The sequence below is a fragment of the Telluria sp. ZB4P34 genome, from assembly GCF_059686055.1.
Genome location: NZ_JCASIF010000005.1, coordinates 208,442 through 229,216 on the forward strand (window position 1 = coordinate 208,442; position 20,775 = coordinate 229,216).

The window sequence follows — 20,775 nt, forward strand, 5'->3', positions numbered from 1 at the left end:
CAGCCGGACCGCGCTGGGACAGGATCAGCCCAGCTTCGTCAGGCGCAGCGTGTATTCCTGCTCCTTGCCGTCCACCATCCAGCGCTGCCGGGCTTCCAGCGTGGCCTCGTCGACCCGGCGCCAGACGAACTGGCTGGGCGCATTGACGGGCTCGAAGGCTGCGCTGTCGGCGCCGATGCTGGTCGCCTTCCAGGTGAAGTCGCCCCACTGCGAGATTACCTCGCCGTCCTCGAGGCTGATGGTGGCGCCGTCGGTATGCCCGGTGAAACCGCCATCCGGGAAGCGCCGCGACTGGAACACGGTGGGTTCCGGCCGGTCGTACTCTTCGAAGAATTCCTTGCCGTCCGGGGCATTGCCCTTCCAGCGGCCTTCCAGGAACTGCAGCTGCGCGAAATCGTCGAGGCTGAACATGCGGGTCTCCGTGTCAGGTGAAGGAAGCATCGATCTTACACGCAGACGCCGGGACGCTCACGTGCGACATGCGACAAAACCGGACCGGCGGCCCGCAGCTTCCGGCCCGGCTGCCGCCGTCGATGGCTCATTGCATCCTCAGTGCTTCCGTACTGGCTCGGCGGTCGCCGGGGGCGCGTCCTGTTCCGGCGCCAGGAAGCGGGTCGACGGCCGGCCGTCGGCGTTGTGCTGCATGATGCGCACCGGCTTGCCATGCGCATCGAGCAACACCTGGCCGATGCCGGCGCCGTTCCAGACGCGCTCGCCGTGCTGGCGCTGGTCCGGCAGGTAGGGCGTGAGGGCGAGATCGCGGCGCTTGGTGAACCAGTTCAGCGGCGAGCGCGGCGAATACAGCCAGCGATTGAGGCGATCAAGCCAGTCGAGCAGCCGGCGCGGGAATTCGTTCTTGATGCCGCTGCTGGTGATCTGCCAGATATGCGGCGTGCGGTCCGCGTCGCGTACTTCCACATCGTAGGCGAACGAGTAGTGCACGTCGCCCGACAGGACCACGTAATTGCGCGGGCTGCGTGCATGGCGGAAGATATTCAGCATGCTGCTGGCCGCGCCGCGGTGCGCCATCCAGTTCTCGGCGTCGACGGTCAGGGCCTGGCCGGCGAAGGTGGCGATCCTCTGCATCACCTCGATCAGCTTGACCCCGAACATGGGCGTGGGCGACACGATGATGGCGGCTGTTTCGTCCAGCAGCTCGTATTGCAGCTCGCACAAGGACTCCCAATCCATCAGGCCCGACGGATGGCCGGGCACGCGCCGGTTGCGCCAGCGCCGCGTGCGGGTGTCGAGCACGATGACCGTGGGCGCCGTGCGTAGCACGAACTCCCACTGGTGGAAGGCCTGCAGGCGCCTGATCAGCGCGTCCTGCGCCGGTGCATCCAGCCGGTCGTCGCGCGCGGCCGTAGCGGCCAGCGCCGCCAGCTCGTCCAGCATCGGCCCGAACACCTCGGGGCGGTTGCCCCAGCCCTGGCACAGCATGTAGGCGACCAGCGCATTGCCCACGATGCGGCGCGCGAACGGGTGCCCGTAGACAGTGCTCTCCCACTTGGCCGACAGGTTCCAGTCGTCGGTGATGTCGTGGTCGTCGAAGATCATCAGGGTCTGCACGTGCGCGAGCAGGCGCGCGCTGCGCGGCAGGTCGCGGCAAAAGCCCGCCAGCGCCTTCGACTCGCGCCGCCAGCGCTCCGCGTGCCCTGGCCCGAACGGGGGCGCCGGCGCATCCGCCACCAGCTGCCACGGCACGGGCGACCAGACCAGCAGGTACATGGCCATCACCTCGGCCAGGGTGACCAGGTGGTTGTGCGCATTGGCGGTGGTGAAGATCGGCTTCTCGCTGCCGCCGAAGAAGCGGTCGCGCAGCGCATCGTTGGACCTGAAGGCGGGCAGCAGCTCTTCGCGCCGGTAGTAGCCGGCCGGATGGCGGTACAGCGCCTCGCTGTCGGCGACCACCGCGCCTTCCAGGCATTCGGCATACAGGCCCAGGCGCCGGATCAGCGCGTGGATCGCCGCCAGCATCGGCCCCGCCACATCGTCGGCATACACCTGGTCGCCGCACAGCATGAGCATGGCGGGCCGTTCCTCCGCCCGTTCGATGTGGTCGGCCAACAAGGCGTCGGCACGCGCCAGGCCGTCGCGCGCGGGGGAATGCGGCTTGCGGCAGGAGCCGAACAGGATGTTGTCGCTGCGGCTGCGCAGCACCAGGTTCGGCCGCGCCGCGCCTTGATGCAGCAGGTGCGGCGCCCACTGCGCGATGCCGGCCTCGCTGCCGTCGTCTTGCGTGACGAGCAGGTCGTATTCGATGACCGTGTCTTGTGGCAGCGGCTCGGGCAGCGCGACATCGATCAGGTGCACGCAGGCGTGGCGGCCGACGCGGATCACGCGGCAGTGGCGCGCGTCGAGCGCCAGGCGCTGGGGTGCGCCCGCGTTCGGGACCAGCACGAGGGTCAGGCCAAGCGGCGCGCTGCCGACCAGCCATAGCACCAGGCGGTCCGGCTCGAGGCGACGCAGGATGGGACCTGCAAGCACGGGCGGCAAGCCCTCGGGGACGGGAGTCTGGATCAATCGGTGCGCTACGCTGGTTTCTTGAACGAGCGAGTGTAGCAGACACGCCAGGTGGCTTGAGCACGCGAATGGCTCGTCGGCGCGCGATGAACGGCAGGTGCATCACGCTCAAGGGTATCGGCTTAGTTTTTCGTGATGGCCAGAAGACGATAAGCCGTCAATATCTGGTTTGGCCGACAACTGCCGTCGCGGTAGGCAGCACCAGTAGTGACTCCACGCACTGGCAGTGCCTCCAGGTCAAAAATTCGCGAACTGTCACGAAAGACCGGATCCGAAGCGAACGCTTACGGAAGCACGCTCTATCAATTGGACTCTCTAGTGATTTTGCTAACGATTTGAAATGGTTTGGTGTCGAGTTCGAGAGCGATATGAACAATTGTCAGGACCTTGATGCTCTGAGAGCGATCTGGAGCGCTTAACTCGGATGTCGCGTGTCCGTTGTAGAGGCAATTCGTCTTGGGAAGTGGTTCACATCGAAACCCAATACGGATCAGTTCTAGCCTTGGTTCCTGGTGAGCCAGGATCGCGTCCGTGTTCACCAGCTTATTCACCGAACGGGTGACTGCGCCTTCCCTCAAAAAAAGAGAGTAGCGAAGCGTACTGGCCAACAGACTGTCACCTAGACCATCATAAGCGTTGATGGCACTTGGGCCGACGGCACAGGACGCGAGCAATACCATTGCGCCGGCAACACTAAATGTCTGCGCCTTTCCATGCATCTCTCATCCTTTGTAGGCAATGCATACCGATTGATGACCGCTTTTCGCCGATGCCGGCATGTTGGAGTAACTCGACGCGCGGCTTCTAACATCAAGCATAAGAGAGTGTCGCTAAGCCCCTACTCCGCCTCGGCCATATCGGACACCTCCACCGCCTGCACCCTTGCCTTGCCGGCCCGCCCCGCCGTGCGACCGCGCGGCAACGCTGGACGAGCCGCCGGCCGCGGCAGCGCCTGTACCGCTTGAGCGGGCGTGCGTGCCCCTTCCGCCAGCTGGAAAGTGTCCACCAGCCGCGCCAAGCCACCCGCCTGCTCGCGCATGGCCTCCGCCGCAGCAGCAGCCTGCTCGACCAGGGCCGCGTTCTGCTGCGTCACCCGGTCCATCTGCGCAATCGCCCCGTTTACCTGCTCGATGCCGTCGCGCTGCTCCTCGCTCGCGGCCGCGATTTCGCTGATGATGCCCGAGACGCGCTTCACGCTCGCCACCACGTCTTCCATCGTATGCCCGGCCTGGTCCGCGAGGCGCGAACCCGCTTCCACCCGCGCGACCGAGTCGCCGATCAGGTCCTTGATTTCCTTCGCGGCCGCGGCCGAGCGCTGCGCCAGGTTGCGCACCTCGCCCGCCACCACCGCGAAGCCGCGGCCCTGTTCGCCGGCGCGCGCCGCTTCGACGGCCGCGTTCAGCGCCAGGATGTTGGTCTGGAAGGCGATGCCGTCGATCACGGTGATGATGTCGGCGATCTTGCGCGAGGCTTCGTTGATCGAGCCCATCGTCGTCACCACTTCGGCCACCACGTCGCCGCCGCGTGCGGCGGTGTGGGCGGCGCTGGCGGCCAGCTGGTTGGCCTGGCGCGCATTGTCGGCATTCTGCTTGACGGTCGAGGTCAGCTCTTCCATCGACGACGCCGTTTCCTCCAGCGAGCTGGCCTGCTGCTCGGTGCGGCTCGACAGGTCCTGGTTGCCGGCCGAGATCTCGGCGGCGGCTGTCTCGATGGTGCCGGTGCCGGCGCGCACCTGCGACACGATCGACACCAGCGATGCGTTCATGTCCTTCAGCGCCGCCATCAGTTCGCCCGCTTCGTCCTTCGTGCGGACCTTGACCTCGGTGGTCAGGTCGCCCTGGGCCACCTTGCGGGCCAGCTGGACCGCGCGGCGCAGCGGGATGCTGACGTTGCGGCCCAGCTGGTAGGCCATGAAGACCGACAGGATGGCGGCGATCACGCCGCCGCCGACCAGGGCGCGGCGCATCGCCGACTCCAGCTCGACGGTGCGGGCGGCGTGGCGGGCCAGTTCCGCAGTCTCCTCGGCCTTGAGCTGGCCAATCATGCCGCGCATGGCGTCCATCGCAGCCTTTCCCCTGCCCTCCTGTTCGGCGACCACCACCGGCGCGAGGTCCCCCTCCACGGCGCTGCGGCGCAGGGCGATGGCGGGATCGATGGCCTGGGAGAGCCAGTCGCGCTGGTGCCGGGCCAGCGCCTTGAGGCGGCCCTGCTGCGCGTCGTCCCCGGCGGTGAGGGCCAGCGCCTTGTCGAGGTGCTGCTGGAAGGACTGCTTGCCGGCCGTGTAGGGTTCGAGCGACGCATCCTGGCCCGTCAGCGAGAAGCCGCGCTGGCCCGTCTCGATGTTCACCAGCGCCAGCAGCGCCGCGTCGACCTCGGCCAGGGTTTCGTGGCTGCGCAGGCTGGTGTCGTTGGCGGCGCCCAGGGCGCTGAACGTAGCGTAGGCGATGGCCACCACGATGCCGGTGATGCCCATCAGGATGCCGTAGCCGAGGTAGAGACGGGTGGCGATTTTCAGGTCGGAGAGCTTCATGGTTCAGACGGGTCGATTCGTTGTGAGAGAGTGATGCCTGCGCGGGCAGGCGGACCGAATGATGAAACGTCAGGAATAAAACAGTCGATCGATTATTACCGGACAATTGCTTAATGAAAAGCAAATTCTCGTGCTTCCGGAATACACATGACACACTTATGCATAGGACATGTTCGAGGCTGGCCAAGGCATCCGGTCAATGACACGTCAGCGCAAGTTCATGTCAACAAAACCGGATTTCATCCCGCCGGGATGCGCTCGGCCGGCAGCGCGGTTACAGTCGAGCTTTCCGAACCTTTGAGAGACACCGCATGAAATCGACACTCCTGGCCTGGTGCGCTGCCGTCGCGATGAGCGCCACCCCTGCCCTGGCCGAAGACGCCACCGGCCACTGGAAAGGCCGCATTGCGAATTCCCTGAACGTGTTCCTGCAGTTCAGCAAGGCGGCGGACGGGAACTGGGAAGGCAGGCTGAGCGTGCCGCAACAAGGCCTGAAAACGAAAGTGGACGGGCTCGCCGTGACGGACGAGCAGATCAGCTTCAGGCTGGACCCGCTGAAGGCCGGGTTCACGGCGCGCTGGGATGCCGGCGCCAAGGCCTGGGTCGGCACCTGGAGCCAGGGCGGCCAGTCCGTCCCCTTGACCCTCGAGCGCACGGCAGCCGATGGCCAGCAGCCGAAGCGCCCGCAGGTGGAGGCGATCGCGGCGCGGCAGCCGGCCTATACGCGCCTTGAGCTCAGCTTCGACAATCCCGCGGGCCAGGTCAGGCTGGCGGGCACCCTCAGTGTCCCGCAGGGCAAGGGGCCGTTTCCGGCGGTGGTGCTGGTGCACGGTTCCGGGCCGCTCGACCGCGACCAGAACGTGTTCCAGCACAAGCAGTTCCTGGTGCTGGCCGACCACCTGACCCGCCAGGGCATCGCCGTGCTGCGCTACGACAAGCGCGGCGTCGGCAAGTCGACCGGCCTGTACGGGGGCGCCACCACCTTCGACTTTGCCGGCGACGCCGAGGCGGCCGTGCGCTTCCTGCGCGGCCGCGCCGAGATCGAACCGCGCCGCATCGGCATCCTCGGGCATTCGGAAGGCGGGGTGATCGCGCCGCTGGTGGCGTCGCGCGATCCCCGCCTCGCCTTCGTCGTGATGCTGGCAGCGCCGGGGGTGCGCGGCGAACTGCTCATGGCCGAACAACTGGCCATGGGCGCCAAGGTGAACGGCATGCCCGAGGAAATGATCGCCAGGGAGCGCACGGTGAACCGTGCGCTGCTCGCGGCCCTGGCTTCGGAACCGACGCCGGACGCGGCCTTCGCCAAGGCGCGCCTGGTGGCGGAAGAGGCGGAGCGCAGCGCGACGCTTCCGGCGGAGACGGCCACGCAGCGCCTGAAGCTGCTGGCGACGCCCTGGTTCCACGCCTTTCTCCGGCACGAGCCCGGCGCCGTGCTGCGGTCGCTGCGCCAGCCGGTCCTGGCCCTGAACGGCGAACGCGATTACCAGGTGCCGCCGGCCATGAACCTTGGCGCGATCCGCACGGCGCTCAAGGACAACCCGCGCGCCGTCGTGAAGGAACTGCCGCAGCTGAACCACCTGTTCCAGACCTCGACCACCGGGGCCGGCTCGGAGTACTTCGAGATCGAGGAAACGTTCGCGCCGGGCGCACTCACGCTGGTCAGCGACTGGATCCTGGCAACGGTTAAATAGACCTGCCAGCGTAAAATAGCTATATGGAAAAGACAGCACACGCCGACCCGGGCCTGGAAGCGCCGCTGCCGCCCGGCATGGCGACAAAGCTGGCCGGCTGGTCGGCGCGTGCGCAGCAGTACCCCATCTTCAGCAAGACCTGGTTCGTGTACCGCATGCGCTCGTTCAGGGCCCCGCTGCTCATGTTCGCACTGGTCGTGCTGGTGCTGGCGGCACTGGTTCCCGGGCCCGGCCCCGGAACGGACAAGCTGCGCTTCTATCTGACTTTTCCGGCGATGTGGCTGGTGGTGGCCACCGCCCTTGCCCTCGGGCGCGGCCTGGCGGTGCTGGTGCACCGGCGCCGCTGGAGCCCACGGCGCGAGGCGGCCGGCATCGTCTGCGCCCTGCTGTTCGGCGTGTGCGTGGCCATGGCGCTGACCCCTTTCGTCCGGACCGGCGGGCAGCCGGCTGCGGGGCGCGCGCCCACGGCACAGGAGATCGACGAGGCGCGCCAGAACCGCCTCGTCAACATGCTCGTCTGGTTGCCCGTGGTGATGTGGCTGGCCGGCCCCTTCGACCTGGCCGCCTACTTCCGCCAGCGCGGCCTGCTGCGCGAGGCTGCCTTGCAGGCGGAGGCGGAACGCTACAGGCACGAGCGCAACGAAGTGGAAATGCAGCTGGCGGTGCTGGCCAGCCAGGTGGAACCGCACTTCCTGTTCAATACCCTGTCCGGCGTGCGCGCCGCCATGCTGTCCGACCCCGAGCGCGGCATCGTCATGATCGACCACCTGATCGCCTACCTGCGCTACACCATTCCGCAGCTGCGCGCCGACCGGGCCAGCAGCGTCGTTCCGCTCGGCGCCCAGCTCGACTCGGTGCAGGCCTATCTCGGCGTCATCGCGGCGCGCATGCCGCGGCTTGGCGTGCAGGTGGACTGCGCGCCGGAGCTGCGCGGCGCCGCCATTCCTCCCCTGATGCTGATCTCCCTCGTCGAGAACGCCGTCAAGCACGGCATCGAACCGAAGAAGGGACCGGCCGCCATCCGGGTGGCCGCCGCCCGCGCCGACATCGACGGCGCCGCCATGCTGGAGGTAACGGTGACGGACGACGGCGTCGGCTTCGGCGCGGCGGCCGGCAGCGGCATTGGCCTGAGCAATATTCGCGAACGCCTGAAGCACCTGTATGGCGGCGCGGCTGCGCTGTCGCTGCGCGCGATCGATACGGGCGGCGTGGCGGCCGGCATCGTGCTGCCGCTGCGCTTCATGCAGGATGGAGACACCTGATATGCCTACCGCCGTGATTGCCGACGACGAGGACCTGCAGCGCGCCGAGCTGCAACGCCTGCTGGCGCTGGCCTGGCCGGAACTCGAGATCGTCGCTACCTGCGAAGACGGCGACGAAGCGCTGGCCGCCATCGCCGACCTGCGCCCAAGCGTGGCCTTCCTCGACATCCGGATGCCCGGCATGAGCGGCCTCGACGTGGCGCGGGCAAGCGCGGGCCGCTGCCGCATCGTGTTTACCACCGCGTACGACAGCCACGCGCTCGACGCCTTCGACCTCGGCGCGCTCGACTACGTGGTCAAGCCGATCGCGCAGGCGCGGCTGGAGCAGGCCGTGGCGCGGGTGCGGGCGCAGCTCGAGGCCGGCGCAAGCAGCGCCGATCTTGCCCGGACCCTGGTGGAACTCGACCGCCGCCTGCGCCCGCCCGAACAGCAGCAGGAACGCATCCGCTGGATCAGCAGCACCGCGGGCAACGTCATCAAGATCTTCCCGATCGACGAAGTGCTGTTCTTCGAATCGGATACGCGCTACACGCGCGTGGTCAGCGCCACCGATGAAGGACTGATCCGGATGCCGATCAAGGACCTGGCGGCGGGCCTGGATCCGGACCGCTTCTGGCAGATCCGGCGCGGCACGCTGGTGTGCGTGCGCGCCATCGCACGCGTGCGGCGCGACGAACTGGGCGGCTTCACGGTCGAATTGCGCGAACATCCAGCGCAGCTCAAGGTCGGCCACACCTACGCCTGGCGTTTTCGCAGCGAAGTGCTGATGCGCTGACGTCGCCGGCGCAAAAAAAACGCGAACCCGTGGGTTCGCGTTTTTTACCAAGCGGTAAAAAGTTACTTCTTCGCCGCAGTCGCGATCTTCTTGGCCGCCGGCTTGCGCACGGCCGACTTGGCCGGCGCCTTCTTTGCCGCCGCCTTGGCAGGCGCTTTGCGCGCCGCCGCCTTCACCGGCGCGGCGCCATCGGCGGCAGCACCGTCCGCACCCTCGGCAGCGGCATCGGCCTTGGCTTTTGCGCCCGGCTTGGCCTTGCGCTCCTCGAACTCGAAGCTGATCTTGCCGTCCTTGCCGCGCACCAGGAAAGCCTTGAAGGCGCGCCGCGTGCGCTGCGAGACGAAGCCCGGCAGCAGGTCGGTCTTGCCGTCCACCAGCAGCTTGGCCATCTGCTCGGGCAGGATCTCCTGCTGCAGGATGATGCGGCCGCTGCGGAAGTCGCAGGCCTTCGGCCTGGCGACGGTTTTTTCGCACACGTAGGCCAGGCCCATTTCGTACACGCCCGCATTGCACTTCGGGCAGGGCCCGAGCACAGTCTGGCCCGTGAAGTCGACGCCCTCGCCCTCTTCGCCGTCGTCCTGGTCCTGGCCGAAATCGAATTCGAGCTTGAAGTTCTTGATGTCTTCGTCGCGCACGATGCGCAGGATCGCCGCGAACGGACGGCCCATCTTCGAGCGGAAGCCCTGCAGTGGACCGATGGTGCGCTTTTCCAGCAGCTCTTCGACCTCGCTGATCTCGAACTGGCGGCTGCCCGGCGTCTTCGACATCGAGAAGTCGCACTTGGTGCAGGCGAAGCGACGGTAGTTTTCCTTGACCACGGCGGCGCAGTTCGGGCACGGCGTCGTCAATGTCGCGTACTCGCCGGGGATCGTGTCGTTGTCGTATTCCTTGGCGCGCTTGACGATGATCTGGGTCATCTGCTGGATCTCGCGCATGAATTCGTCGCGCGAGATCTTGCCCTTCTCCATCTGCGACAGCTTGAACTCCCATTCGCCGGTCAGCTCGGGGGCGGTCAGCTCGTTCACGCCCAGGCCGCGCAGCAGCGTCATCAGCTGCGACGCTTTCGCGGTCGGGATCAGCTCGCGGCCTTCGCGCAGCAGGTATTTTTCGGTCAGCAGACCCTCGATGATGGCCGCGCGCGTCGCCGGTGTGCCCAGGCCCTTGCCGGCCATGGCGTCGCGCAGCTCGTCGGAGTCGACCAGCTTGCCCGCGCCTTCCATCGCCGACAGCAGCGTCGCTTCGGTGTAGCGTGCGGGCGGCTTGGTCACCAGGCCGTTCGGCGTCACCTTGTCGGCAAGGACCTTCTCGCCCTTCTGCACCGGCACCAGGTTGGCGCCGTCCTTGTCGTCGGTCTGCGCTTCCTTGCCGTAGATCTGCAGCCAGCCGGGGTTGGTCATCACCTTGCCCTCGGTCTTGAACTGGTGGCCCGACACTTCGGTGAAGCGGGTCGTCACCAGGAACTCGGCCGGCGGGAAGAACACGGCCAGAAAGCGGCGCGTCACCAGGTCATACAGCTTTTGTTCCGGCTCGGTCAAATTCTTGGGGATGACGCCGGTCGGGATGATCGCGAAGTGGTCCGAGATCTTGGTGTTATCGAAAATGCGCTTGTTCGGCTTGACCCAGCCGTTCTTCAGCACCTGCTTCGAGAACTGCTGGTAGTTGTTGGTATCGTTCAGCGCCGTCATCGTGTCCTTGACGGTGGCGATGTAGTCTTCCGGCAGGTGGCGCGAATCGGTACGCGGGTAGGTCAGCACCTTGTGCTTCTCGTACAGCGCCTGGGCCAGGCCGAGCGTGTTCTTGGCCGAGAAGCCGAAGCGGCCGTTGGCCTCGCGCTGCAGGCTGGTCAGGTCGAACAGGGCCGGCGCCATCGAGGTGGTCGGCTTCGATTCCTCGGTGACGACGCCCTGCTTGCCGCGGCAGGCGGCGACGATCGAATCGGCGGCGGCCTTGCTCCACAGGCGCTCGGCGCGCTTTTCCGGATCGTTCTCGTCCTTCTTGAAATTCTGGTCGAGCCAGCGGCCTTCGTAGATGCCGGCCGCGCACACGAACTCGGCGCGCACTTCCCAGTAGTCGCGCGGGATGAACTTCTTGATCTTCTCTTCGCGCTCGACCACGATCGACAGGGTCGGGGTCTGCACCCGGCCCACGGTGGTCAGGTAGAAGCCGCCTTCTTTCGAGTTGAAGGCGGTCATGGCGCGGGTGCCGTTGATGCCGATCAGCCAGTCCGCTTCCGAGCGGCAGCGCGCGGCATCGGCCAGCGGCAGCATTTCGTCGTCGGTGCGCAGGTGCTTGAAACCGTCGCGGATGGCGGCGGGCGTCATCGACTGCAGCCACAGGCGCTTGACCGGCTGTTTTGCCTTTGCGTTCTGCGCGATCAGGCGGAAGATCAGTTCACCTTCACGCCCCGCGTCACATGCGTTGATCAGGGTCGTCACGTCCTTGCGCTTGATCAGCCTGTTCAGCACCTTGAGGCGCGATTCGGTCTTGGCGATCGGGTTCAGCGCGAAGTACGGCGGGATCATCGGCAGGTGCGCGAAGCTCCATTTGCCGCGCTTGACGTCGTACTCCTCGGGCACCGCGATCTCGAGCAGGTGGCCGACGGCGGACGACAGGATGTATTCGTCGGATTCGAAATACTCATCGTGCTTGGTAAAGCCGCCCAGCGTCTTCGCGATGTCGTTCGCGACCGACGGCTTCTCGGCGATGATGAGGGATTTGGTCATAGTGTTTCTCGGGTGCTCTATATATAAGTGGCTTTTGCCCGCGCATCATACATGCTTGCGGACTTGACGGTTGTCAAAACCGAAGGCCACCTCGAGAAACCGTTGCGAGCGGCAGCGGTTTCGGTCGAGAAGCGCAGCTGTACGACTGTACAGCGAGCATCGCAGAGCGAAAATGCAACGCGCAGCAGGTTTATCGAGGTGTGCCGTAGTGTCTGATTGGTAACAGATTGGATTGAGCGGCCAATGATAAGCGCGATGACGCGCGAACTGCAAGCCCATACGGCAGGTCTATTTTTTGAAGTTATCGGGAACCCATGCATTAAAAATAGGGCTATGAAAAATATATAAGTGCTTATATACTTTCCTTGCCGGTCGTTCCGGCTGCTACCAGGAGCCCACCATGAAGTCCATGCCTATCCCGTCAGCCTTGCCTGTACACGTCTCCACGTCTTCCCAAGGACCTGCGCGTTTTACGGCCGTCCGCACCCTGCTGGCCCTGCTTGCCACCTGTCTTCCGGTAGCCCTGGTGCTGATACTCTCGAACCAGATTCCGGACAAGTCGCTGCGTGCGTTCTGGCCGCCGCTACTGGCTGCCGTCGCTGGCTACGCCGGCTATGTGTGGTACCTGCGCCGGATCGAGGCGCGCGCGCCGTCCGAACTGCGCGGCCCCCGCGCCGTACGCGAACTCGGCATGGGACTGGCGCTGGGCGCCACCCTGTTCCTCGCCACGGTCGGCATCTTGATCGCCAGCGGCGCCTACCGCTTTACCGGCGCCGGCGACTGGACCGTGCTGGTGAAGTCCTTCACCGAGATGGTGTTCGTGGCCTTGATCGAGGAAGTGCTGTTCCGCGGGGTGCTGTTCCGCATTCCCGAGCGTTCGCTCGGCACCTGGGCGGCGCTGGTCCTGTCCTCGCTGGTCTTTGCGCTGGCCCACCTGCCGAACGAAGGCGTCACGTTGCTGGCGGTCGCCAACACGGCCATCGCCGGCCTGGCCTTCGCGGCCGCCTACCTGGCGACGCGGCGCCTGTGGCTGGCCATCGGTGCGCACTTCGCCTGGAATTTCCTTTCTGACGGCGTTTTCTCGCTGCCGACCTCGGGCCATCCGGCGCGCGGGCTGATCCAGGGCCAGCTCAGCGGGCCGGAGTGGCTGACCGGGGGCGTCTACGGGCTGGAAGCCTCCGTGGTGAGTTTCGCGCTGTGGAGCCTGGCAGCCGTCCTGCTGTTGCGCCATGCGATCCGTGCCGGCCACATCGTGACGCGTCGCCAGGCAAGGGAGAAGCGCGCATGAAACAGGGACTGGGCACCCAGCTGCGCCACCTGATCGAACTGCTCGACGGCGCGGTCGAGCAGTCCTACGCCGAGGCTGGCCTGGCCTACCGCCCGCGCTTCACGCCCGTGATGCGCGCCCTGCAAGCTTCCGCGCCCTTGAGCATCGGCGAGATCGCGGCGCACGCGGGCATCACCCAGCCAGCCGCCACGCAGACGGTGGCGCTGATGGTCAAGGAAGGCCTGCTGCAGGCCAGCGCAGGCAAGCACGATGGACGCCAGAGGCTGATCAGCCTGAGCGAGGCCGGCCAAGCCATGTTGCCGCGCCTGGAGGCGTGCTGGAAGGCGACTGCGGCGGCGGCGTCGCGTCTGGATGCTCAACTGCCCACCCCTTTGTCGCAGGTGCTGGCCGAGGCCATCGAGGCGCTGGAGCAGGAATCGTTCGGCGACCGGATCCGCGCGGCGCGCCAGGAACAGTCAACTTGGTAAGGTTTCCATAGAGGTCGAAACTGTCACGTTCCGGTCATTCTCGAGTGCCACCATGCCGGCACTTTTCAATGACCGGAGCAATGCATGTCCCGACTCTTCCGCGCACTCGCCGGCGCCACCGTGCTGACCCTGCTGTCCGCCTGCGGCAGCGACGATCCCGTAACCCCGGCGCAGACCGCACCCATCGTCCAGCAACCGCCGCCGGTGGCCGAGGCCAACACCGCTGTCGCCTTCATGTCCGACGTCCACTTCCACAACGTGTACGGCGACTTCAAGAGCAACCAGTTCGCCGGCATTCCCACCAGGGACGGGAAGAACGCCACCATCCGCACGATGTATGCGCAGCTGACCTCGACCCGGCTGTTCAACGAAAACTACTTCGCCTTCCGCGCCGCGCTCGACGACGCGTATGCGAAGGGCATCCGCCATGTGGCCTTCCCCGGCGACTACTCGGACGACGCCCAGCCGATGAACATCGACGGCATCGCCGAGGTGCTGAAGGAATACCAGGCCAAGGGCATGCGCTTCTTCCTGGCGCCGGGCAACCACGATCCGAACGAGCCTTTCGACGACCTCGAGGCGGGCAAGAACGATTTTCTTACCAAGGACGGCAAGGAGCAGAAGGTCTACGGCACCTCGAACCCTGCCTGCGTCGCCAAGGACCCGACCGTGGTCTGCACCGACCAGCTGATGGAACAGGGCTACGACAAGCTGCTGGCCAAGCTGGGCGAATTCGGCTTCAACCCGAACAAGGCCGACCTGCACTGGGAGACGCCGTTCACGAAGTACACGGGCAACAAGTACAACTACGACGAAGCCGCGGCGCAGTCGGCCGCGAACAAGCGCGAGTTCGAGATTTGCGCCGAAGGCTCGGGCGGCAGCTACAAGGCCGCCGGCGAGGCCAGGCTGGGCAAGCCCTATACCCGCTGCGCGACCATGGTCGATTCGAGCTACCTGGTGGAGCCGGTCAAGGGTCTGTGGCTGCTGGCGATCGATGCCAACGTGTTCGTGCCGAACGCAAAGTTCGACCCGCTGAACCCGAAGAAATTCAGCGGCTACGACGGCGCCGGCAACGCGGGCTGGAACAAGGTCCTGACCCACAAGATGCACCTGGTCGACTGGATCAAGTCGGTCACCGCGCGCGCCAAGGCGGAAGGCAAGCAGCTGATGGCCTATTCGCACTACCCGACCATGGACTTCTATGCCAACCAGACCGAGGCCATGAAGGCGGCCTTCAAGCCGGGCGCCTTCCAGACGGCGCGCGTGCCGGACGCCGCCACCGCGGCGGGCGTGGCGGCCACTGGCCTGCGCTGGCACGTGGGCGGGCACATGCACTTCAACGGCACCAACGATTACGCGGATGCGAACGGCAACTACCTGGTCAACGTGCAGTCGCCCTCGCTGGCCGTCTACGGCGCCGCCTACAAGATCATCAGCTACAAGGACCTGGACACGGTCGACATCCAGACCGTGGCCCTGCATTCGGTGGGCCGCTTCAACGAGCTGTTCCCTTACTACCAGGTCGAGAACGACTACCTGAAGGCGAGCGTCCTGCCCGCCGACATCGCCAAGCGTTGGGACCGCAGCATTCTCGACACCCGCTCGTACGGCGAGTTCACCCGGAACTACTTTGGCGAGCTGTCGCGCCTGCGCTTCATGGATGAATACTGGCCGTGCGAGATGAAGGAAGCGGCCATGAACCTGAACGGCAGGCAGATGCTGGTGCTGTCGCAGCTCCAGACCCGCGTTACCCTGGCCCAGCTGAAGGACAATCCGGGCGTGCTGCCCCTGAGCGCCGCCTGCGCCGCCGCCGGCGCCGGCAGCGGCATGCCGGTCGCCGCTGCGCAGCTCAGCGCCGATTGGGCGGAAGCGACGACACGCGCCGAGAAGCTGGCCGCAGCGGCCGGCTTGAGCCTGGAATCGTTCGCAAAGATCACGCCCTATGACTTCTACGGCGACTTCCACCGCACCGTGTACGCGGGCGAACTGGCCCTGCGTGACATGGGCAGCGAGCGCGTCAGCCAGTACAAGGTCCTGATGTCGGCCTTCCCGGCGACGACGATGGCGCCCGTGAAGATCGGCGACAAGCCCTCGGACCAGAACCCGGTGCATGTGGCCTTCCAGCACCAGTTCAAGCAGGTGTTCTCGATCTTCAAGGGCTTGGGTTCGGCCAAGCCGAGCGACCGCTTCACGATCGACCTGAAGGGCAAGAAGATCAACAACGCCAACGGCGCAGGACTGAGCTTCAACTGAGCGGCAACGGGATCGGAAAAAGAAAACGGGGCCTCGGCCCCGTTTCGTTTGATGCAGAAGAATTCTTAATGCAAGAGCCGCGGTTCCTGGTCGTCGTCGTCGCCGAACAGGTCGTCGAACATGAGCGCGTCGGGTTCCTTGCCCTGGCTCCACAGGACCATCAGCACGATGATCTTGAGCTTGCCCAGCGCCACCGGCGACTCGTCGCAGGCCAGCGCGCGTTCGATGACGATCTCGCGCTGCACGGGGCTGAGCACCTTGGCGCTCTCGAGGAACTGGATGAAGCCGATGGCGGCGCTGCCCAGTTCAATGTACTCCTCGTCCACGTAGTAGCGGATGCCGGTGCATGCATCGATTGCGTCGGAAACTGCCACTTCGGTCAGCCCGGACAGCCAGTCCAGCGCTTCGGAAATCTCGATGTCATCGAAACCGACGGCGGACAGCTTGCGTGCCAGGGCCGCCGGCTCGGGGCAGGCGTCAGGACGGTAGTACGTCTCGTAAAGGTAGACCAGGATGTCGAACATAGTGACGCTACTGTAGCAGTTAAGCTCGCGGCGGCACAAGTCTGGCACGCGCCGTCGTGCGCCGCGGATATAAAACGTTGTATCGTGGCCTTATCCGATCACTCAGTTTTACCGAAATTTAACATTTTCAAGGCCAAACATTTCACAAAAATATCTCAAGAAGAATACTCTTTTTCGTATTGCCTCATGCATGACGCATGCCGTAGAACGGGCATGCTTCGCGGTTCAGGCGCTCCGCATCACGCGCTGCACCCGGCCGTCGGGCAGCCGCTCGAGCTGTCCGGCAAGTTCCAGCGCCAGCAGTTCGCCGGCCAGCCAGCCGGCATCGGCGCCGAGGCGATCCAGCAGCGCATCGGGTTGCACCGGATCGTGGCCCAGCGTCGCCAGCAGTCCGTCGTCGGTCGGGCCGGCGGGCACGGCATGCGACGCGTGAGGCGCATGCCGCGCAACAAGTGGCGACACCCGCATCGCTGCAAGGATTTCATCCACGGTCTCGACCAGTTGCGCCCCCTCTCGGATCAATTGATGACAACCCTTGGCCAGCGCCGAGTGGATCGAGCCCGGCAGCGCGAACACCTCCCTCCCCTGCTCGGCCGCCATCTGCGCCGTGATCAGGGACCCGGACTGCGCCGCCGCCTCGACCACGAGCACGCCCGCCGCCAGGCCGCTGATGATGCGGTTGCGGCGCGGGAAGTTGCCTGCTGCGGGGGGCGTGCCGAGCGGATATTCGCTGACGATGCAGCCTTCCTCGGCGATGCGGTGCGCCAGCGCGCGGTTGTGCGCCGGGTAGACGCGGTCCGGGCCGGTACCGATCACCGCGATGGTGGAACCCGCGCCGCGCAACGCGCCTTCGTGGGCCGCGGTATCGATGCCGAGCGCCATGCCCGACACCACGCACAGTCCCGCGCGCGATAGCGCCTCGGCGAAGGCTTCGGCATTCGCCCTGCCCTGCGTGCTGGCGTTGCGGCTGCCGACCACGGCGATGGCGGGCGCGGACAGCAGCGTGCGCCGGCCGTGCAGGTACAGCATCAAGGGCGGGTCGGGAAGCTGCCGCAATACGTGCGGATAATCGGCGTCGTGCAGCGTGAGGATGTGGCGCTGGGGGCCTGACAGCCAGCCCAGGGTAGCGTCCAGCAGGCGGTCGAGCTCGGGCGTGACGGGTGCGCACAGTGCGGCGGCTTGCGCTGCCGACACGTGGGCCGCAAGGGCCGCATGGCCTGCGCCGAAGATCGCCGCGGGCGAACCGAAGACATCGAGCAGCAGCCTGGAAGTGCGGCACCCCACGCCTGCTACCGCTTCCAACCGGATCCAGTCGAACATCGCGGCGTGGGCGGCGTGGGCGGTGTGGCGTCTGGCGGGTGCGGGTGGGGGTGCCGTGTCCTGCACGGTAGGGGCTGCTCCGATAAGGTTTATTGGGGTGAGCGGGCCACGTCGCCGACTTCCACGGGCGCCCTCACCTGCATGATCAGGCCGTACGACACGTTCTTGAACACGCGGAAGATGAACAGGTTGCCATATTGTTCGTCGGGCAGCTTGAGCTGCGTCCTGCCCAGGCCGAACACGCCCTTGCTGGCCGGATCCGCGACCGTCTTCCCGAGATGATAGAGCTGCAGCACGGCGCCGACATCGAGCCCGTCAACGGAACCGCGATTGACGGTGACGACCTGGCTCTGTCCGGCATGGGTCACGCCGGAATAGATCGACATCACGCGTGCATCGACGTCTTGCGCCGGTGCATGCGGCATGTAGTTGCGCACCGGCGCCGGCGGCATCGGCACCAGCAAGTCGCCCACGCCGAGCTCCTGGCGCGTCTCGGTGACGCGGAAGCTGTGCACATCCACGCCGGGGACCGCTTCGCGGTCGAGGGTGACGCTGCCCAGGTAGGCGGCTTCGTGCGCCAGTAGCTTGCCGGTCTGCGGATCGTTCAGCGGGGTCCCCGGACGGAATACCTGGAAGGTCTTGCCGCCCTGCAGTTCGCCTTTGACGTAGACACGGTCGCCCGTGCCGAGGTAGACGCGGCCTTCCTGCGAGGCCACGATGCGCGGGGCATTGGCCAGCTCGCCTGCTTCCACCACCAGCGGCTGGGTCAGGTAGGGTTCGATCAGGCCGGCCGGGATCGACTGCACGGCGCCGCGCTCGATCGACTCGCTGCGCACTTGCGGCGACAGTCTGGTCACCGGCGGCACGCCCGGTCCGTCGCCACGGTTTCCACCGCCCTCGCCCGGACGGGTCAGCGACAGGCGGCCGCGCGCACGGTCGAAATAGATGACCTGGCCCGGATAGATCCAGTGCGGGTTGCGGATCTCGTCGCGGTTCATGCCCCACACCTGGGGCCAGCACCACGGGTTCTGCAAGAAAGTTCCGGAAATATCCCAGAGGGTATCGCCCTTGACCACGAGGTGCTGGTCAGGCGCGTTCGGGCGGAAGGTGCATGGGGCGCCCGCTGCTGGAGCGGACTGGACCGGGCTGGCCGCGGCACACGCAACGAGCGCCGCGGCAGCAGCGCGGGTCACGACTGTGCTAAAATTTTTCATTGCTTAGGTCCGTCATTGCGTTCACGCTATGGCTTCGACACCGGATGGCGACAGCATCATCATGTCTGCCTGCGCAGCCGAAGACTCCACGATGAACCGCTCCTGATCGACAAAAGGTTGCCGTACTGAATCAAATTCTGCACACAAATCCCTGAACTAGCAAGACAAACCGCGTCCTGCGATGCCGGCAAAGTGTTGCATTTCGGTACGTTCACGCCGCCTGAAACGTCCCTTATTTAATCGATACCCCTGGAACCGTCCCGATCATGGCCTTACTGAAGATCCTCCGCTACCCTGACCCGCGCCTGCACAAGGTCGCCACGCCGGTCACCGAATTCGGCACCGAGCGCCTGCGCCAGCTGGTCAAGGACATGGCCGACACGATGTACGATGCGCCCGGCGTCGGCCTGGCCGCGACCCAGGTGGACGTGCACGAGCGCGTGATCGTCATCGACGTCAGCGAGACCACCGACCAGCTGATGGTCTTCATCAACCCGGAAATCACCTGGGCCAGCGACGAGAAGCAGGTTTACGACGAAGGTTGCCTGTCGGTGCCCGGCATCTACGACGGCGTCGAGCGCCCTGCCCGCGTCAAGTGCAAGGCCCATGACGTCGAGGGCAAGGAATTCGAAGTCGACGCCGACGGCCTGCTGGCCGTGTGCATCCAGCACGAGATGGACCACCTGATGGGCAAGGTGTTCGTCGAATACCTGTCGCCGCTCAAGCGCAACCGCATCAAGGCCAAGCTGCAGAAGGAAGAGCGCGGCATGGAGCGCGACGCCGCCCAGCGCAGCGCCCGCCGCTGACGGGCCGCCCGATGAAGCTCGTCTTTGCCGGCACTCCCGAGTTTGCCGCCGTGGCCTTGCGTGCCCTGCACGAGGCCGGCTTCGGGATTCCCCTGGTCCTGACCCAGCCCGACCGCCCGGCCGGGCGCGGCATGCAGCTGCAGGCATCGAGCGTCAAGCAATACGCGCTGGCGCACGGCATGGAGGTGGCGCAGCCGCTCTCCTTGCGCATGGATGCGAAGGATCCGCAGCGCGCCGAGGAAGCACGCGCCGCCCATGCACGCCTGCTGGCGCTCGACTACGACGTGATGGTGGTGGCGGCCTATGGCCTGATCCTGCCGCGCAGCACGCTCGACATCCGCCCCTGCATCAACATCCATGGTTCGCTGCTGCCGCGCTGGCGCGGCGCGGCGCCGATCCATCGCGCGATCGAAGCCGGCGATCTCGAGACCGGCGTGACCATCATGGGCATGGAAGAAGGCCTCGACACCGGGCCGATGATGCTGGCCGAACGCGTCGCCATCGAGGACAGCGACACCACCGGCAGCCTGCACGACAAGCTGGCGCTGCTGGGAGGGCGAATGATCGTCGACGCCCTGCGCCGGATGGCGGCAGGCCAGCTGGAAGCGGTGCCACAGCCGGAAGAAGGCGTGACCTACGCCGCCAAGATCGGCAAGGAAGAAGCCAGGCTGGATTTCAGCCTGCCGGCCGAGCTGCTGTGGCGCAGGGTGCGCGCCTTCAATCCCTTCCCGGGCGCGCACGGACTGGTCGACGGCGTGACGGTCAAGGTGTGGAATGCGGAACTGGCGCCGGGCCGGGGCGCCGCGGGCCAGGTGCTGGCGGCGGATGCGCACGGTATCGTGGTTGCCTGCGGCGAGGGTGCGCTGCGCATGACCGAGCTGCAGAAGCCCGGCGGCAAACGGCTCGCAGCGCCGGAGTTTTTGAAAAGCTTTCCGCTCACAGGGAAAGTCTTCTCCTGACGCGGCTACGGTTTGGTAGGGTGGTCGGCTTCGCCGACCGTGCGTCCAGCCAGCAGATGAACAGCCGGGCAGGCAGCATTGCGGTAAGTTGAACGCGCGGTCGGCAAGCCGACCACCCTACGATACAACAGCCAAAAAAAATCGGGGCATCCGCCCCGATCGTCACTTCCTTATTTCTCTTGCGGTGCACCTGCGCTGCGCTGCGCATCCATGTACTCGCGCAGTACCTGGTTGATGCGGGTCTGGTAACCCGGGCCCGCCGACTTGAACCATTCCAGCATGTCCACGTCCAGGCGAATGGTCACGATCTGCTTCACGCCGTTGATCGTGTGCGGCTTCGCGGCGACAGCCGTTTCTTCGATGCGGTTCACCGCTTGATCCCAATCCGGCTCATATTCCTTGTTCATGCAATCATCCCATTAAAAGCTTCGCCAACTTTG

At 65.9% G+C, this 20,775-nt stretch carries 16 protein-coding genes; 8 read left to right on the forward strand and 8 right to left on the reverse strand.

Features of this window, described 5'->3' with window-relative positions; genetic code table 11:
* Positions 1-24: 24 nt before the first annotated feature.
* The 3 genes from AC56KL_RS11780 to AC56KL_RS11790 form a co-directional block, all read right to left on the reverse strand.
* Positions 25-411, reverse strand: a complete 387-nt coding sequence (locus tag AC56KL_RS11780; RefSeq protein WP_497180342.1) for a hypothetical protein — start codon at positions 409-411, stop codon at positions 25-27.
* Between the two features lie 138 nt (positions 412-549).
* Entirely contained in the window at positions 550-2,487 is a 1,938-nt protein-coding gene (locus tag AC56KL_RS11785; RefSeq protein WP_497180418.1) for a metallophosphoesterase family protein, read from the reverse strand.
* A gap of 874 nt (positions 2,488-3,361) precedes the next feature.
* Positions 3,362-5,053, reverse strand: a complete 1,692-nt coding sequence (locus tag AC56KL_RS11790) for a methyl-accepting chemotaxis protein (RefSeq protein ID WP_497180343.1) — start codon at positions 5,051-5,053, stop codon at positions 3,362-3,364.
* A 311-nt stretch (positions 5,054-5,364) separates the two neighbouring features.
* Here AC56KL_RS11790 and AC56KL_RS11795 point away from each other — a divergent pair, with 311 nt between their 5' ends.
* The 3 genes from AC56KL_RS11795 to AC56KL_RS11805 are packed head-to-tail and all read left to right on the forward strand — an operon-like array spanning position 5,365 to position 8,781.
* Positions 5,365-6,744, forward strand: a complete 1,380-nt coding sequence (locus AC56KL_RS11795) for an alpha/beta hydrolase family protein (RefSeq protein WP_497180344.1) — start codon at positions 5,365-5,367, stop codon at positions 6,742-6,744.
* A 23-nt stretch (positions 6,745-6,767) separates the two neighbouring features.
* Positions 6,768-8,006 (forward strand): sensor histidine kinase, encoded by a 1,239-nt coding sequence (locus AC56KL_RS11800; protein WP_497180345.1) that lies wholly within the window; start codon positions 6,768-6,770, stop codon positions 8,004-8,006.
* Between the two features lies 1 nt (position 8,007).
* Entirely contained in the window at positions 8,008-8,781 is a 774-nt protein-coding gene (locus AC56KL_RS11805; RefSeq protein ID WP_497180346.1) for a LytR/AlgR family response regulator transcription factor, read from the forward strand.
* Between the two features lie 62 nt (positions 8,782-8,843).
* Here AC56KL_RS11805 and AC56KL_RS11810 read toward each other — a convergent pair whose 3' ends face one another.
* Positions 8,844-11,504 carry a DNA topoisomerase III gene (locus AC56KL_RS11810; protein ID WP_497180347.1) on the reverse strand — a complete coding sequence of 887 codons (2,661 nt, stop codon included), beginning with the start codon at positions 11,502-11,504 and terminating at the stop codon, positions 8,844-8,846.
* Between the two features lie 400 nt (positions 11,505-11,904).
* Here AC56KL_RS11810 and AC56KL_RS11815 point away from each other — a divergent pair, with 400 nt between their 5' ends.
* The 3 genes from AC56KL_RS11815 to AC56KL_RS11825 all read left to right on the forward strand — a co-directional run bounded on the left by AC56KL_RS11815 (position 11,905) and on the right by AC56KL_RS11825 (position 15,512).
* Positions 11,905-12,792, forward strand: a complete 888-nt coding sequence (locus AC56KL_RS11815) for a CPBP family intramembrane glutamic endopeptidase (RefSeq protein ID WP_497180348.1) — start codon at positions 11,905-11,907, stop codon at positions 12,790-12,792.
* Positions 12,789-13,259, forward strand: a complete 471-nt coding sequence (locus AC56KL_RS11820; RefSeq protein WP_497180349.1) for a MarR family winged helix-turn-helix transcriptional regulator — start codon at positions 12,789-12,791, stop codon at positions 13,257-13,259. Before AC56KL_RS11815 ends, AC56KL_RS11820 begins: the two co-directional genes overlap by 4 nt.
* An 84-nt stretch (positions 13,260-13,343) precedes the next feature.
* Positions 13,344-15,512, forward strand: coding sequence for a metallophosphoesterase (locus AC56KL_RS11825; protein WP_497180350.1), 2,169 nt, complete (start codon positions 13,344-13,346; stop codon positions 15,510-15,512).
* Between the two features lie 65 nt (positions 15,513-15,577).
* On the opposite strand, the gene AC56KL_RS11830 is transcribed toward AC56KL_RS11825, so the two are convergent.
* From AC56KL_RS11830 to AC56KL_RS11840, 3 genes are all read right to left on the reverse strand, one after another.
* Positions 15,578-16,036, reverse strand: coding sequence for a Smg family protein (locus AC56KL_RS11830; protein ID WP_036210414.1), 459 nt, complete (start codon positions 16,034-16,036; stop codon positions 15,578-15,580).
* A 225-nt stretch (positions 16,037-16,261) separates the two neighbouring features.
* Positions 16,262-17,356 (reverse strand): DNA-processing protein DprA, encoded by a 1,095-nt coding sequence (gene dprA / locus AC56KL_RS11835; RefSeq protein WP_497180351.1) that lies wholly within the window; start codon positions 17,354-17,356, stop codon positions 16,262-16,264.
* A gap of 89 nt (positions 17,357-17,445) precedes the next feature.
* A complete protein-coding gene (locus AC56KL_RS11840) occupies positions 17,446-18,570 on the reverse strand; it encodes a LysM peptidoglycan-binding domain-containing protein (protein ID WP_497180352.1) in 1,125 nt (374 codons plus the stop codon).
* A 266-nt stretch (positions 18,571-18,836) separates the two neighbouring features.
* Here AC56KL_RS11840 and def point away from each other — a divergent pair, with 266 nt between their 5' ends.
* Positions 18,837-19,376 carry a peptide deformylase gene (gene def / locus AC56KL_RS11845; protein WP_497180353.1) on the forward strand — a complete coding sequence of 180 codons (540 nt, stop codon included), beginning with the start codon at positions 18,837-18,839 and terminating at the stop codon, positions 19,374-19,376.
* A gap of 11 nt (positions 19,377-19,387) precedes the next feature.
* Complete coding sequence (fmt, locus tag AC56KL_RS11850) at positions 19,388-20,335, forward strand: methionyl-tRNA formyltransferase (protein WP_497180354.1); 948 nt, start codon at positions 19,388-19,390, stop codon at positions 20,333-20,335.
* A gap of 170 nt (positions 20,336-20,505) precedes the next feature.
* Here fmt and AC56KL_RS11855 read toward each other — a convergent pair whose 3' ends face one another.
* Positions 20,506-20,742: a BrnA antitoxin family protein gene (locus tag AC56KL_RS11855; protein ID WP_497180355.1), complete on the reverse strand. Its 237-nt coding sequence runs from the start codon at positions 20,740-20,742 to the stop codon at positions 20,506-20,508.
* Positions 20,743-20,775: the final 33 nt, after the last annotated feature.